Source organism: Streptomyces sp. NPDC104371, assembly GCF_055583785.1.
On record NZ_JBVJNF010000004.1, the window covers coordinates 126737 to 140459 of the forward strand.

At 72.2% G+C, this 13723-nt stretch carries 13 protein-coding genes and 1 other RNA gene; 7 read left to right on the forward strand and 7 right to left on the reverse strand.

The features are described 5' to 3' along the window. The first annotated feature begins 305 nt into the window (after positions 1 to 305). The gene (locus tag ACZ60T_RS14575; RefSeq protein ID WP_469666184.1) at positions 306 to 803 is read left to right on the forward strand and encodes an LppU/SCO3897 family protein; all 498 of its coding nucleotides are present in this window, start codon (positions 306 to 308) and stop codon (positions 801 to 803) included. Here the strand turns inward: ACZ60T_RS14575 and ACZ60T_RS14580 are convergent. From ACZ60T_RS14580 to ACZ60T_RS14590, 3 genes are all read right to left on the reverse strand, one after another. Next, positions 793 to 2055, reverse strand: coding sequence for a sensor histidine kinase (locus ACZ60T_RS14580; RefSeq protein WP_469666185.1), 1263 nt, complete (start codon positions 2053 to 2055; stop codon positions 793 to 795). The genes ACZ60T_RS14575 and ACZ60T_RS14580 overlap by 11 nt on opposite strands. A gap of 97 nt (positions 2056 to 2152) precedes the next feature. Further along, entirely contained in the window at positions 2153 to 2869 is a 717-nt protein-coding gene (locus ACZ60T_RS14585) for an ABC transporter permease (RefSeq protein ID WP_365619733.1), read from the reverse strand. Beyond that, the gene (locus tag ACZ60T_RS14590; RefSeq protein WP_469666187.1) at positions 2869 to 3780 is read right to left on the reverse strand and encodes an ABC transporter ATP-binding protein; all 912 of its coding nucleotides are present in this window, start codon (positions 3778 to 3780) and stop codon (positions 2869 to 2871) included. The genes ACZ60T_RS14585 and ACZ60T_RS14590 overlap by 1 nt, the downstream gene beginning before the upstream one ends. 152 nt (positions 3781 to 3932) lie before the next feature. Between ACZ60T_RS14590 and ACZ60T_RS14595 the strand changes: the two genes are divergently transcribed. Both ACZ60T_RS14595 and ACZ60T_RS14600 read left to right on the forward strand, forming a co-directional pair. Continuing rightward, positions 3933 to 4790 carry a MaoC/PaaZ C-terminal domain-containing protein gene (locus ACZ60T_RS14595; RefSeq protein WP_469666189.1) on the forward strand — a complete coding sequence of 286 codons (858 nt, stop codon included), beginning with the start codon at positions 3933 to 3935 and terminating at the stop codon, positions 4788 to 4790. A 136-nt stretch (positions 4791 to 4926) separates the two neighbouring features. Continuing rightward, on the forward strand, positions 4927 to 6003 hold the full coding sequence (locus ACZ60T_RS14600; protein ID WP_469666190.1) for a Zn-dependent alcohol dehydrogenase: 1077 nt from the start codon (positions 4927 to 4929) through the stop codon (positions 6001 to 6003). A gap of 272 nt (positions 6004 to 6275) precedes the next feature. Here the strand turns inward: ACZ60T_RS14600 and ACZ60T_RS14605 are convergent, their stop codons facing one another. Then, a complete protein-coding gene (locus ACZ60T_RS14605) occupies positions 6276 to 7601 on the reverse strand; it encodes a hypothetical protein (RefSeq protein ID WP_469666192.1) in 1326 nt (441 codons plus the stop codon). 279 nt (positions 7602 to 7880) lie between these two features. On the opposite strand from ACZ60T_RS14605, the gene ACZ60T_RS14610 reads away from it, so the two are divergent. From ACZ60T_RS14610 to ACZ60T_RS14620, 3 genes are read left to right on the forward strand one after another with little or no spacing between them, the layout of a single operon-like run. Next, positions 7881 to 8747, forward strand: a complete 867-nt coding sequence (locus tag ACZ60T_RS14610) for a Nif3-like dinuclear metal center hexameric protein (RefSeq protein WP_469666194.1) — start codon at positions 7881 to 7883, stop codon at positions 8745 to 8747. Then, a complete protein-coding gene (locus ACZ60T_RS14615) occupies positions 8744 to 9487 on the forward strand; it encodes a zinc ribbon domain-containing protein (RefSeq protein ID WP_365621036.1) in 744 nt (247 codons plus the stop codon). Before ACZ60T_RS14610 ends, ACZ60T_RS14615 begins: the two co-directional genes overlap by 4 nt. Positions 9488 to 9508: 21 nt before the next feature. Continuing rightward, on the forward strand, positions 9509 to 10771 hold the full coding sequence (locus ACZ60T_RS14620) for a bifunctional RNase H/acid phosphatase (RefSeq protein ID WP_469666575.1): 1263 nt from the start codon (positions 9509 to 9511) through the stop codon (positions 10769 to 10771). A gap of 20 nt (positions 10772 to 10791) precedes the next feature. Here ACZ60T_RS14620 and yaaA read toward each other — a convergent pair whose 3' ends face one another. Genes yaaA through ACZ60T_RS14635 form a run of 3 tightly spaced genes read right to left on the reverse strand, consistent with a single transcriptional unit; the run spans position 10792 to position 12981 of the window. Further along, positions 10792 to 11592, reverse strand: a complete 801-nt coding sequence (yaaA, locus tag ACZ60T_RS14625) for a peroxide stress protein YaaA (protein ID WP_469666195.1) — start codon at positions 11590 to 11592, stop codon at positions 10792 to 10794. A gap of 28 nt (positions 11593 to 11620) precedes the next feature. Next, positions 11621 to 12214, reverse strand: coding sequence for a hypothetical protein (locus ACZ60T_RS14630; protein WP_469666196.1), 594 nt, complete (start codon positions 12212 to 12214; stop codon positions 11621 to 11623). Further along, positions 12211 to 12981, reverse strand: a complete 771-nt coding sequence (locus tag ACZ60T_RS14635; RefSeq protein WP_469666197.1) for a MerR family transcriptional regulator — start codon at positions 12979 to 12981, stop codon at positions 12211 to 12213. Before ACZ60T_RS14635 ends, ACZ60T_RS14630 begins: the two co-directional genes overlap by 4 nt. Before the next feature lie 116 nt (positions 12982 to 13097). Between ACZ60T_RS14635 and rnpB the strand changes: the two genes are divergently transcribed. Continuing rightward, an RNA gene (gene rnpB, locus ACZ60T_RS14640) (RNase P RNA component class A) lies at positions 13098 to 13499 on the forward strand. The last annotated feature ends 224 nt before the right edge of the window (positions 13500 to 13723 follow it).

The following is a 13723-nucleotide window of genomic DNA, read 5'->3' on the forward strand; positions in this document are numbered from 1 at the left end:
GGACGATCGACGAGGGGGTTCGTGAACTCCGGTCAGTAGTATCCGCAGGACCTGCGCGGTGGCACCGCCGTCGCGCAGCGCCCCGCGCTTCAGGAAGGGGAGGAGCGCGAGGGCGACGAACGGGGATACAGCCGATGAGTGTGCGGTGCGGGACGAGGGCGCGTTGCGCCGCTCGATTCCCGCGGGCGTGATGCCGGGAGCGGCACAGCACTTCATGTATGCGGCCGTTTCGGCAGCCGCCAGGTTCCGGAGCGGCCCGAGCCCGTCACGTCGACGTGTGTACGCAAGACAGAGAGAGGGACTACGTGTCCACGCCTCCGCCGCCCCAGGGTGGCTACCAGGCCTACGGTCAACCGCAACAGCCGCACCCGCAGAACCAGGCCCCCTACGGACAGCAGCCGTATGGGCAACAGCAGTATGCGCAACAGCCTTACGGACAGCAGCCACCGGCGCCGCGCCCGCCGTCGGGCGGTGGCGGTGGCCTCGCCGGGCGGCAGAAGCTGATCAAGGCCGTAGCGGTCGTGATCGCCCTCGTCGTCGCCGGCGTCTGGTACTTCGTCAAGAAGGACGAGCCCACCAAGCCCAGCAACAGCGACTACAGCGCCTCGGTCGGCGACTGCATGAAGAAGACGGGGAACGGCGACGACGAACTCGAGAAGGTCGACTGCTCCGACAGCGCGGCCGCCTACCGGGTCGAGTCCACCGGCTCCGCCGAGGACTGCAAGCCGGGCCAGCTCGAGTACACGAAGACGCGGCGCCACATCACGGTGCTGACGCTCTGCCTCTCGGAGATCAAGAAGTAGCTCCGGAGTACGGTCCGGCTCCCGCCGCAAGGGGCTCCGGTTCCACCGGGAGTTCGGCGGTGACCGTGAAGCCGCCGCGGGGTGCCGGACCGGCGCGCAGGGAGCCGCCCGCTGCCGCCAGGCGTTCGGTCAGGCCCTTCAGGCCGGTGCCGCCGATGCCCGGGGGCGTGGCAGAGGTGCCGGTCCCGTTGTCGGTGACGGTCAGCCGGACGTGTTCGGGGGTGCCGCCGAGGGTGATCTCGCATCGTGTCGCGCCGCTGTGCCGTACGGCGTTGGTGACCGCCTCGCGGACCACCCAGCCGAGCAGCGCCTCCGTCTGGGGCACCAGGGGCGGGCCCGAGCGGCGGACCACGGGTTCGATACCGGCGGCCGTCAGGGCCGAGTGGGCGCCGTCCAGCTCCGTCGTCAGGCTGCCCTCGCGGTAGCCCGTGACGGCCTCGCGGATCTCGGTGAGCGCCTGGCGGCCGACGGACTCGATATCGGTGACCTGGACCAGCGCCGCCTCCAGATCACGGGGCGCCAGACGGCGGGCCGCCTCCGACTTCACGACGATGACCGAGAGCGTGTGGCCCAGCAGATCGTGCAGGTCGCGGGAGAAGCGCAGCCGCTCCTTCTCCACCGCGCGCCGGGCCAACTCCTCGCGGGCGGCGCGCAGTTCGCGTACGGCCTCGGAGAGTCCGAGGATCGCCGCGGTCACCGTCGTCGACAGGAACGTGCCGTACGCGATGGTGACCGCGCCCGAGCCCTCGTGGAAGCCGGCGACGGCCCCGGCGACCGCGCTGAGACCGATGCCCACCCTGGCCAGCCACGGGCCCCGCAGGGTCGCGCCGGTCGCGAGGCCGAGCAGCGGGAAGAACAGCAGCCAGTTGCCGCCGTACATGATGGCCAGAACGCAGGTCACCAGGCCCATCACGGCGAGCGCCAGCCGCGTGGAGGTCGCCTCGCGGGTCTGCTTGCAGAAGACGCGGAACGCCACATAGACGTAGAGGGAGTTGAAGGCGAGCAGCCCGATGGCGCCGACCCAGGGGTTCGGGGTCTCGCCCTGGAGGAGGTTGGAGAAGGAGCCCATGCCCATCAGCAGCCAGGGGAGCAGGGCGAAGCCGTTGGGCGGCGGGCCCGGCTCCTCGTGCGCCTTCCCGGCCTTCCGGGCCGCCCTGTACCCGGCCTTGACCTGCGCGTAGTCCTCCTTCCACGCCCGGCGGGCCAGCCGCCACTCGTCCCAGTGACGCGACACCCTTCGCACACAGGACATGTTCCGTGCCTTTCGAACAGAGCGAACAGAGCGAACAGAGCGGTCGGTGCGAACCGTGTGATCGGTGCGAACCGTGTGATCGGTGCGATCAGAGAGGTCAGACGTTCCCGGCGTACCGGCGGTACGACAGCGCGGCGTACGAGCCGAACGCCAGCAGCCAGACCGCCAGGACGAGGACGGCACTCGCCGCCGGGGCGTGGCCCTCGACGATCGCCGTGCCGAGCCGGGCGAAGCCGTGCGTCGGGGTGAACGTCGACACCGCGCGCAGCCAGCCCGGGAAGAGCGTGACTGGGAACCACAGGCCGCCGAGGACCGCAAGGCCCAGGTTGCACGTCATGTTCGCGACGCCGGTGGTCTGCGCGGTCAGCCGGTAGCCGTTGCCGAGGCCGAGCAGAGTGAAGGGGACCGAGCCGAGCCACAGCAGCAGCGCGATCGCCACCCACTGCCAGACATCCAGCCGTACGCCGTTGACGAGACCGCCCGCCGCGAGCACCGCGACGATCGCGGGCAGGACGGTCACCGAACCGGTCAGCGCCCGACCGGTGACGACCTGCCGCGGCGTCATCGGTGTCACCCTGAGCTGCCGCAGCCAGCCGATCGACCGGTCCTCGGCGACCCCGCCGCCGGTGTTGAGAGCCGAGCCGACCGCGCCGTACGCGGCCATCCCCACCATGGACGCGGCCTTCCAGTCGCCGCTGTTCTCCCCGAGGTTGGTGAACAGCAGGTACATCATCACCGGCATCGCGACCCCGCCGATCACGAATCCCACGTCACGCAGGGTCCGGCGTACTTCCAGCAGCAGGTAGTCGAACATCACACCGTCTCCTTCGCGTGCGAGGTCAGCGCCAGGAACGCGTCGTCCAGCGACGCCGGGGCGACCTCCAGGCCGCGTATCGCGCCGAGTTCGGCGAGGGCGATCACCGTGGCGTCGGAGTCGTCCGTGCGCAGCAGCGCCCGGTCGCCTCGTACCTCCAGCGAGCGCACACCGGGCAGCAGGGTCAGGCCCTCGGTGCCGCGACCGGCCAGGTCGAAGGAGACGAGATTGCCGCCCGCCGCCCGCCTGAGCTGCTCACCCGTGCCGTCCGCGACGATCCGGCCGTGGTCGATGACCAGGATGCGGTCGGCGTGCGCGTCGGCCTCCTCCAGGTAGTGCGTGGAGAACAGGACGGTGTGACCACGGCGCGCGTAGGCCCGCATGGAGTCCCAGAAGGCGCGCCGCGCCTCGACGTCGAGGGCGGCGGTCGGCTCGTCCAGGACGATCAGCGAGGGGTTCCCGGCGAGCGCGACCGCGAACCGCACGCGCTGCGTCTGCCCGCCGGAGAGCCGGTCCACCCGCCGCCCGGCCAGTTCGGAGATCCCGGCCAGTTCGAGGGCCTGCGCGACCGGCATCGGGGAGGGGTAGCGGCCGGCCACGAAGGAGACCAGCTCACGGACCGTGACCCGGGGCACCGCCCGCGCCTCCTGCAGCATGGCGCCCACCTGGCCCGCGCGCACGGCCTGTTCGGGGGCCGCGCCGAACAACTCCACCGTGCCCGCCTCGGGTTCGGTCAGCCCGAGCAGCAGGGAGATCGTCGTGGACTTCCCCGCGCCGTTGCGGCCCAGCAGCGCGACGGTCTCGCCGCGCCCGATCCGCAGATCGACGCCGTCGACGGCGCGCACGGTGCCGTAGGTCTTGACCGCCCCCGAGAAGGACACGGCGGGCGGTGTCCCGGTCTTCTTCGTCATGACGACGACGTTACGAAGTCCCGGTGCCCGCTGGGCAGATGCGGTTGTACGAACTACGGCAGGACAAATGTACTGGCGAGATCTGACGTGGCGTCAGGAAGCCGCGCCCGGAGCCTTCCCAAAGGGGAGGTACTGGGCTATACACGAACCTCGTGCCCCTCAACGCAGCCATGGCCCTTGCCGCGGGCCCCCGGACCACCGAGATCGCCTGGACCGCCAAGGACGTTCAGCTCTACCACCTCGGCATCGGCGCGGGCCGCCCCGCCACCGACCCCGGCGAACTGCGCTACACCCTGGAGTCCCGGCTGCGTGTCCTGCCGAGCTTCGCCACCGTGGCGGGGGGCGGCGCCCCGGGTGTGATCAGCGCGCTGTCCATGCCCGGCGTCGACGTCGACCTCGCCCATGTCCTGCACGGCGGCCAGCGCCTGGAGATCCACCGACCGATCCCGGTCGAGGGCAGGGCCGAGTCCGTCTCCCGGATCACCGCGGTGTACGACAAGGGCAAGGCCGCCCTCCTCGTGATGCGCACCGAAGTCGGCGACGGCGACGGCCCGTTGTGGACCACCGAGGCGCAGGTCTTCGTACACGGCGAAGGCGGCTGGGGCGGCGACCGAGGCCCCTCCGCGCGCCCCGCGCCGCCCCTCGGCGAGCCCGACGCGGTCGTGGAGCGGCCGATCCGCGAGGACCAGGCCCTCCTCTACCGCCTCTCCGGGGACCCCAACCCCCTGCACGCCGACCCCGACTTCGCCCGGCGTGCGGGGTACGAACGTCCCGTCCTGCACGGTCTGTGCACATACGGGATGACACTCAAGGCGGTCGTGGACACCCTGCTCGACGGGGAGGTGGACCAGGTCCGCGCCTATGCGACGCGCTTCACCGGGGTCGTCTTCCCGGGCGAGACGCTGCGTATCCGTATGTGGCGCAGGGACGGTGCGATACGGGTCGCCGTGAGCGCGGTGGACCGGAGCGACGCGCCGGTACTCGCCGACACGACTGTCGAACTCTCCTGACCTGTACGCCTGTAGAGCCGCAGACCCGTATAGCCATTGACCCGTATAGCCGTAGAGCCACAGCCCCGTAGAGATGTAGCCCCGTAGAGATGTAGACCCCGGCCGGAACCATCCACCCTTCGAGGGGAGCCGCACCATGCGCGCAGCCGTACTGCACGAGATCGGCCAGGACAAGCTGGAGATCGTCGATGACATCGAGACGGCGGGCTTCGGCCCCGGCAAGGTCAGGATCCGGGTGCGCGTCGCCGGGCTGTGTCACTCGGACCTGTCCACGATGAGCGGCGTCCTGCCGCAGCCCGCCCCGTTCGTGCCCGGTCACGAGGGTGCCGGAGAGGTGGTCGAGGTCGGCGAGGGTGTCGGCCATCTCCGGCCCGGCGACCGGGTCGTGGTCTGCCTGCTGCCGTCCTGCGGCACCTGTCCCGCCTGCCGTCGCGGCCAGACCGAACTGTGCCTGACTGGGTTCGTGAACGCGAACACCCCCAACTTCAAGCGCCCCGGCGGCGATGTCTTCGGCTTCCTGGGCACCGGCACCTTCGCCGAGGAGGTCGTGGTCGACGCGCACAGCGCCGTACGGATCCCCGACGACGTGCCCTACGACATCGCGGCTCTCATCGGCTGCGGGGTGACGACCGGACTCGGCGCGGTGCTCAACACCGCGGACGTACAAGCCGGTTCGTCGGTCGCCGTCATCGGCTGCGGTGGTGTCGGGGTCTCCGTGATCCAGGGTGCGCGGCTGCGGGGTGCCGCCGAGATCGTCGCCGTGGACCCGGTCCTCTCCCGTCGGCTGTCCGCGCTCGACTTCGGCGCCACGAAGGCGGTCGCCCCCGACGAACTCCCGGGCGTCCGGCAGGAGATCACCGGCGGCGAGGGCTTCGACTACGTCTTCGAGGTCGTCGGCAAGTCGGCCACGGCCCGGACCGCGTACGAGAACACCCGGCGCGGCGGCACGCTCGTCGTGGTCGGCGCGGGCGCGATGGACGACGTGCTGCACCTCAACATGTTCGAGCTGTTCTTCGACGAGAAGCGGATCCTGCCGTCCCTGTACGGCGGCGGGGACATGCGGCGTTCGTTCGAGCGGACCATCGCGCTCTGGCGCGCCAGGCGGCTCGAACTGGCGGGTCTGATCACCCACCGGGTGCCGCTCACCGGGATCAACGAGGCGCTGGACCAGATGCGTACGGGGACGGGGCTGCGCACCTGTATCGAGATCTGACGGAGCGGCCCCGCCCGTCGTGGGACGGGCGGGGCCGGTTGTGATGCGGCAACGGTCAGGCCGCGGTGACGTCAGCCTGTTCTGCCTCCTCGGACGGCCTGCGGTGCCGTCCGTTGGGGACCACTTCTGCGTCCTGGCCGGAGGTCCGGCCACGGTGTCGACCGTGGCCGGTGGTCTCCTGAGCCTCGGTGGGCGCAGACAGTGCGGTGCTGTTGTCGCTCATCGGAAGTACTCACCCCGTCAATATGATCACTTCGTACAGCCGGGTGAGTCTAACGAACGGCCATGACAGGGGCATTGGCGATCGGGGCGTGTTTCACCAGATCTGCCAGGGACGCGGGTTCCGGGGATGCCTTCGCCGCGTCCGCCGGTTCCTTGAGCGGTCTGCGTACCCGCGCGGTGCCGCTCGTCGTACGCCCCAGCAGCGGCGCCTGCTGCAACGGCACCGGCCGCACCGCGGAGTCGGCGTCCGACCGCTCGGCGGGCTCCTCTGCGGACGTGGACGCGGGTGTGGTCGCAGTCGTGGGCGCGGGCACGGCGGCCCGCGGCGGCACCACCAGCCGCGCGATCCCGCACCGCACCGTGTCCGTCGCGAACGGCAGCCGCAGCTCCCCCTCGCGCGTCCACAGCCCCGCCCCCGTCAACCACCCCCGCGGCGGCGGGAAGTGCTGCACCCGGCGCTCCGAAGGGCGCCAGACCCCGACCCAGTGGCCCGCCGCCCCGTCGATCCGCAGCGCCACGGCACAGCTCTCCGGGGTCAGCGTCTGCCCCGGCTGGATCGCGAACGGCGTCACGGAGCAGGAGTCCAGCCGCAGGCACGCCGGGAAGCGCACCGGCAGGGTGCTGCCCAACACCCCCCAGCCCAGCCGCGCCTGACCCGGAGAGGGCGCGTCCGAGCGGATCAGCACCAGTCCGCTGTCGGGGTCCGCGAGCAGCAGCCGGTCGTCGCTCTCCTCCGTGATCTCCAGCAGCGGCGACACCTCCCCGCCCCGCGCCAGATCCAGCACCACCGACTTCGTGGGACCGCCCCGCGGTGTGCGGTCCAGGGCCAGCAGCCGACCCGTACGATCCAGCCACACCCCGCCGGAGCAGCGGGCCGGAACCCGGGCCACGGGCGCGGGCCCGTGCTCCCCGCCCGTCAGCAGCCACACCGTCGTCGTGTCCCCGGCCACCGCGAGCGCGTACGCGCGGTCACCCGTCGGCGCGGGCGGCAGCAGCCGCAGCAGGCTCTCCTCACCGGCGCACTCCACCGTGCCGAGCGCCAGTTCACCGGTCCCCGGACCGGTCGGGTACAGCAGCGAGAACGTATGCCGCCCGTCCGTGACCCGGTGGATCAGCACCCGGCCGTCGTCCATCGGCTGGACCTCCGTGCGGCCGGGCTCCTCCGGCTGATGGCCGGGCAGCGGTACGGCGTACGGTTCCGGGCCACCCAGGGTCCAGCGCTCCGGGTACCAGGACTCGCCGCCCAGGGCGAGCCGCGCCGCGTAGGAGCCGTCCGCGGTGATCACGCATCCGGGCCGGGCCGCCCGTTCGTTCTCGTCCCCCGTAGCGGTCGCGGTCGTGTTCCCCGTTGCGGTCGTGTTCCCCGTAGCGGTCATGAAGGCACAGGCCGTCATCTTTCGGTCACCTCCGGCGACGAAGCTAGTTTTCGTTCGCACAGACGGCGCACCCCCGGGGAGCACTTCACACATAAGGGTGTTCGTCGCGCCGTTCGCCTGAGGAATCGAGCCGGGATGTGCTGCACGCAGGGGGCGTACGCCCTCTCCGTACGAGACCCCAGGTCCGACGGCCTCTTCACGGCCGCCCCCGGACCGTCCGGACGGCCGCTTCCGCCGTCACCCGGTAGGGCACGGACCCGGGCCAGGTAGCCTTTCCCCGTGCCCCGTCTGTCTGAAGTCATCGCCGCGCTGGAAACCCTGTGGCCTGCCGAGCGGGCCGAGTCCTGGGACGCGGTCGGCACGGTCGTCGGCGACCCCGGCCAGGAGGTCTCCCGGGTCCTCTTCGCCGTCGACCCCGTCCAGGAGATCGCCGACGAGGCGGTGAAGCTGGGCGCGGACCTGCTGGTCACCCACCATCCGCTCTATCTGCGCGGGACCACGACGGTGGCGGCGTCCACCTTCAAGGGCCGGGTCGTGCACACCCTCATCAAGAACGATGTCGCCCTGCACGTCGCCCACACCAACGCCGACCGGGCCGACCCCGGCGTCAGCGACGCCCTCGCGGGCGCGCTCGGCCTGCGGGTCCTGTGCCCCCTCGTCCCGGACCCCACCGACCCGGACGGCCGCCGCGGCCTCGGCCGCGTCTGCGAGCTGGACCACCCGCTGACCGTCGGCGAACTGGCCGCCCGCGCCGCCGAACGCCTGCCCGCCACCGCGCAGGGCATCCGCGTCGCCGGTGACCCCGACGCCGTCGTCCGTACGGTCGCCGTCAGCGGCGGCTCCGGCGACAGCCTCTTCGCCGATGTCCGCGCGGCCGGTGTCGACGCCTTCCTCACCGCGGATCTGCGCCACCACCCGGCCTCCGAGTTCATGGCGGACCGCACCCACAGTCCTCTCGCGCTGCTCGACGCGGCGCACTGGGCCACCGAGTGGCCCTGGTGCGAGCTGGCCGCCGCGCAGCTCGACGAGATCTCCGACCGCCATGGCTGGGACCTTCGCGTCCACGTCTCGCGGGCGGTCACCGACCCCTGGACCGCCCACGCGGCGTCCTTCACCACCACTCACGCCTCTGGAGCCCCCAACTGAACGCCGCGCCCGCCGACCAGATCCGACTTCTCGACGTCCAGGCCCTCGACGTACGCCTGCAACAGCTCGCGCACAAGCGGAAGTCCCTGCCCGAGCACGCCGAGATCGAGTCGCTGACCAAGGACCTCACGCAACTGCGCGACCTGCTGGTGGCCGCGCAGACCGAGGAGAGCGACTGCGCCCGCGAGCAGACCAAGGCGGAGCAGGACGTGGACCAGGTGCGCCAGCGCTCCGCCCGCGACCAGCAGCGCCTCGACTCCGGCGCCGTCACCTCCCCCAAGGACCTGGAGAACCTCCAGCGCGAGATCGCCTCGCTCGCCAAGCGCCAGGGCGACCTCGAGGACGTCGTCCTCGAGGTGATGGAGCGCCGTGAGTCCGCCCAGGAGCGGGTCGGCGAGCTGACCGAGCGGGTCGCCTCCGTGCAGTCGAAGATCGACGACGCCACGCAGCGCCGCGACACGGCCTTCGGGGAGATCGACCGCGAGGCCGCGACGGTGACCAAGGAGCGCGAGGTCATCGCGGGTTCGGTGCCCGCGGACCTGCTGAAGCTGTACGACAAGCTGCGCGAGCAGCAGGGCGGCATCGGCGCGGCCAAGCTGTACCAGCGCACCTGCCAGGGCTGCCGTCAGGAGCTGGCGATCACCGAGCTGAGCGAGATCCGCGCCGCGGCGCCGGACACGGTCGTCCGCTGCGAGAACTGCCGCCGCATCCTGGTGCGTACCTCCGAGTCCGGCCTGTAAGAGGCGTAAGTGGCTGACGGCGTGCGGGAGTTCATCGTCGAGGCCGACGGGGGTTCCCGGGGCAACCCGGGGCCCGCGGGCTACGGCTCCGTGGTGTGCGACGCGGCCACGGGCCAGACGCTGGTGGAACGGGCCGAGTTCATCGGCACCGCCACCAACAACGTCGCCGAGTACCGGGGTCTGCTGGCCGGACTGCGCGCGGCGCACGAGCTGGACCCGGACGCGCGGGTCAGCGTCCGCATGGACTCCAAGCTCGTCGTGGAGCAGATGTCCGGCCGCTGGCAGATCAAGCACCCGGCCATGAAGCCGCTGGCGCTCCAGGCCGCCGCGGTCTTCCCCGCCGGGCAGGTGACCTACGAGTGGATCCCGCGCGAGCAGAACAAGCACGCGGACCGACTGGCCAACGAGGCGATGGACGCGGGCAGCCGGGGGGAGCGGTGGGAGCCGTCCCGATCGACGGCCGAACTGGACGCGCGGGCCGCCACCTCGGCGCCCGAACCGACCGCCCCACCGGGTGACGCAGCCGCCGACGCGGCAGGAACGGCTGCCGCCGCCGGGACCCCGGAGGGTGCCGTCGCCGATGCGCGGGCCGGGACCCAGGAGGGCGCCGTCGCCGATGTACGCGCCGCCCGGCACGTCGCCGCCGCCCCGCCCGACCTCGGTACCCCCACCACGTTCGTCCTGCTGCGCCACGGCGAGACGCCCCTCACCCCGCTCAAGCGCTTCTCCGGCAGCGGCGGCACCGACCCGGCCCTCTCCGGGACCGGCCGCCACCAGGCCGCACGCGTCGCCGAGGTGCTGGCCGCGCGGGGCACCGTCCAGGCCGTCGTCACCTCACCGCTCGCCCGCTGCCGCGAGACCGCCGACATCGTCGCCGCCCGCCTCGGGCTCGACGTGGCCGTGGCGGACGGGCTGCGCGAGACGGACTTCGGCGCCTGGGAGGGCCTGACGTTCGCGGAGGTCCGCGAACGCTACCCGGACGACATGGACGCCTGGCTGGCCGACCCGGAGGCCGCGCCCACCGGAGGCGGCGAGAGCTTCGCGGCCGTCGCGCGCCGGGTCGCCACCACCCGGGACACCCTCCTCGCCTCGTACGCGGGCCGTACGGTGCTGCTCGTCTCGCATGTCACGCCCATCAAGACGCTGGTACGTCTCGCTCTCGGCGCGCCCCCGGAGGCCCTGTTCCGCATGGAGCTGTCCGCGGCCTCGCTGACGGCGGTGGCGTACTACGCGGACGGCAACGCCAGCCTCCGCCTCCTCAACGACACGGCGCACCTGCGCTGAGAGCGGTCAGCGCGCGAGGCTCAGTGGATCTCGCGCACCACGACATCCAGCGACCACGCCTTCCCCGCCTTGGCGGGCGCCTCGGCCTCCACCGCGTACCCCAGGTCCCGTAGCGCCTCCACCAGCTCCGCCGGACCCTTCGGAGCGACGCCCTCGGCCAGCAGGCTGCGGACGATCCGCCCCTTGGTCGCCTTGTTGAAGTGGCTCACCACGGACCGCTTCTCCACCCCGTCCACGACCTGCGCGTGCAGCACCCGCACGGTCGCCGTCCGCTCCGCCAGCTCGCCCTTGGGCTTCCAGGCGGCGGCGTACGCGGCGGACCGGAGGTCCAGCACCAGCCCGTCGCCCGCCGCCTCGGGCAGCGCGGCGGCCATCGGCGTACGCCAGTACGCGCCCAGCGCCCCCAGACCGGGCAACTTCACGCCCATCGAGCACCGGTACGAGGGGATCCGGTCGGTCACCCGGACCGCGCCCCACAGCCCGGAGAACACCAGCAAGGACGCCGCCGCCCGCCGCTTGGCCGCCGCGTCCAGCGAAGCGAGGTCCAGGGCGTCGTACAGGACACCGGTGTAGATCTCCCCGGCCGGGCGCGCCCCGGCGGTCCGCAGCCCGGCGTTCTTCGCGACCTCCCCGCGCAGCCCCTCGCTGAGCCCCAGCACCTCGCGCGCCTTGCCCTCGTCACCCGCGCACAGCCGGACCAGCTCGTCCAGGACGGCCTCGCGGGCGGCGGTCAGCGCCGGCAACGACAGCGACTCCAGCTTCACCGGGGCGCCGCGACCGGAGGACGCCTTGCCCTCGGACGGGGGCAGCAGGACCAGCACCACGTACTCCTTCGATAGGGACTCGGCGTCAGCGTACGGCGTGGCCCATCGCCGCTACGAAACGGTCGGCGTCGTCGGTATGGAAGCGGACGACGCCGACCGGCCGCGGGCGGCCGAACAGCGGGACGTGGGTGACAGGCTCGGTGAGTTCGAGCGTGACGGAGGTCTGCGCGCCGACGGGCAGATCCAGTACGCCCTCGGCCCGCTCGTGCGTGGTGCGCAGGTCGCGGCGCACCCGCGCGATCCGCTCCAGCGGGATGCGCAGATCGACCTGGGCGGCCCGGCGCACACGCAGCACGGTGGGGGTCAGGACGTGCGGCCGGGTCACCGAGGCCGCGTGCAGTCCTACGATCATGAGTACGGCGTACACGTCCACGGCGAGCATAACGACGTGGGCGACCGGCCAGGGGCGCAGCAGCACCGCCAGGCCCACCGTCTCCACCACGCACACGAAGCCGAGCCCGAGGAGCAGGGCGCCCTGCCCGCGCACGTACCCGAACGGGCGGCCCTCGCGGGTGCCGTGGGTGCGACGGGCCGCCCAGAGCACGATGCTCGCCAGCAGCCTGAGTTCGTGGCGCAACAGCGTGCCGGGCGCGCCCACCAGCGTCCTTCCGGCCGTCATGCGCGATCCTCCGCGGCGTACCGCAGGGCGCGGCGGAGGACTTCGGCCTGGGCCGGGGCCAGATCGGCGTAGAGCGCGTCGAGGAAGGTGTGACCGTGCTCGACGCTCTCCACCGGTCCCTCCGCCGGTCCCTCCGCCGGAACCAGCCCGCCCGGCAGACAGGCGACGACCGCGCGGGCCGCCTCCTCGACCCGTGGATCGTCGGGCTCGGCGGCCGCGAGTGCGTCAAGGAGCGCGTACGCCTCCCGCGCTCGCTCCACGGCGTCCGGCTCCCCGTACGCCTCACCCAGCGAGGTGGTCATCCGATCCCGCACCTCGGGCGGTGCCGCGGTCTCGATCAGGGCGAGCACCTCGCGGTCCTTGGCGGCCATGGGGGAGTCCGCGGTACTCCCCAACCCGGCGAACACCGAGGCGAGTTCGGGGGAGACGGGGCCTTCGGCGGGCAAGTCCCGCTGAAGAAGCGCGCGCAACTGCGCCCGGCGGTCACGGATCGCGGCCTCCTGACGGGCGAGGTCGTCGTCCAACTCCGCGAGTACTTCGGCGAGTTCGCGCCCGGCGTCGTCGGCGAGCACGTCACGTACCTCGGCGAGGCCGAGACCCAGTTCGGTCAGCCGCCGGATCCGGGCGAGGGCGACGGCATGCCGTAACCCGTAGTCGCGGTATCCGTTCGGTCGTCGGTCGGGCTCCGGGAGCAGCCCGAGGTGGTGGTAGTGCCGGACGGTCCGTGTGGTGACGCCGACGGCCGCGGCGAGTTCTCCGATCCGCATGGCTTCAGTACAGACGTTGACGTCGCGACAAGGTCAAGCCCGGCCCCTCCTGGTCCTGGGGCCGACCACCGGACGAAACCTCCGCCCCCGCCCGGTACCATGGACGACACGGCAGACGAGCCGGGCGGACGGCCGCGTGGAGATCCTCAGGGACCTCCCCGAGGAACGTCCGGGCTCCACAGGGCAGGGTGGTGGCTAACGGCCACCCGGGGTGACCCGCGGGACAGTGCCACAGAAAGCAGACCGCCCGGGGCTTCGGCCCCTGGTAAGGGTGAAACGGTGGTGTAAGAGACCACCAGTGCCCAGGGTGACCTGGGCAGCTAGGTAAACCCCACCCGGAGCAAGGTCAAGAGGGAGCGCCTCGGTGCTCCTGCGCGGACGTTCGAGGGCTGCCCGCCCGAGTCCGCGGGTAGACCGCACGAGGCCGACGGCAACGTCGGTCCTAGATGGATGGCCGCCACCCCGGCGCCCGCGAGGACACCGGGGGACAGAACCCGGCGTATAGGCCGACTCGTCTCACGCCCCCACCCCTTTCGGGGGGTGGGGGGCCGTATCCACCCCCTCTGACCTGCGGTTTTGTAGATCAGAGGGGGTGTTTAGTCTCCGGGGTCGCCCCCTCTCTTTCCTGCCTGTTGACCCCCTTTTTCGGCCCGTTTCTGGGTGTCGTGTGGCGATCCTGTGGCGGTGACTCGGTGCGTTTCCGGCCCCTGACGTGGCCCTTTACGCGGGTGGGCCCCGAGCC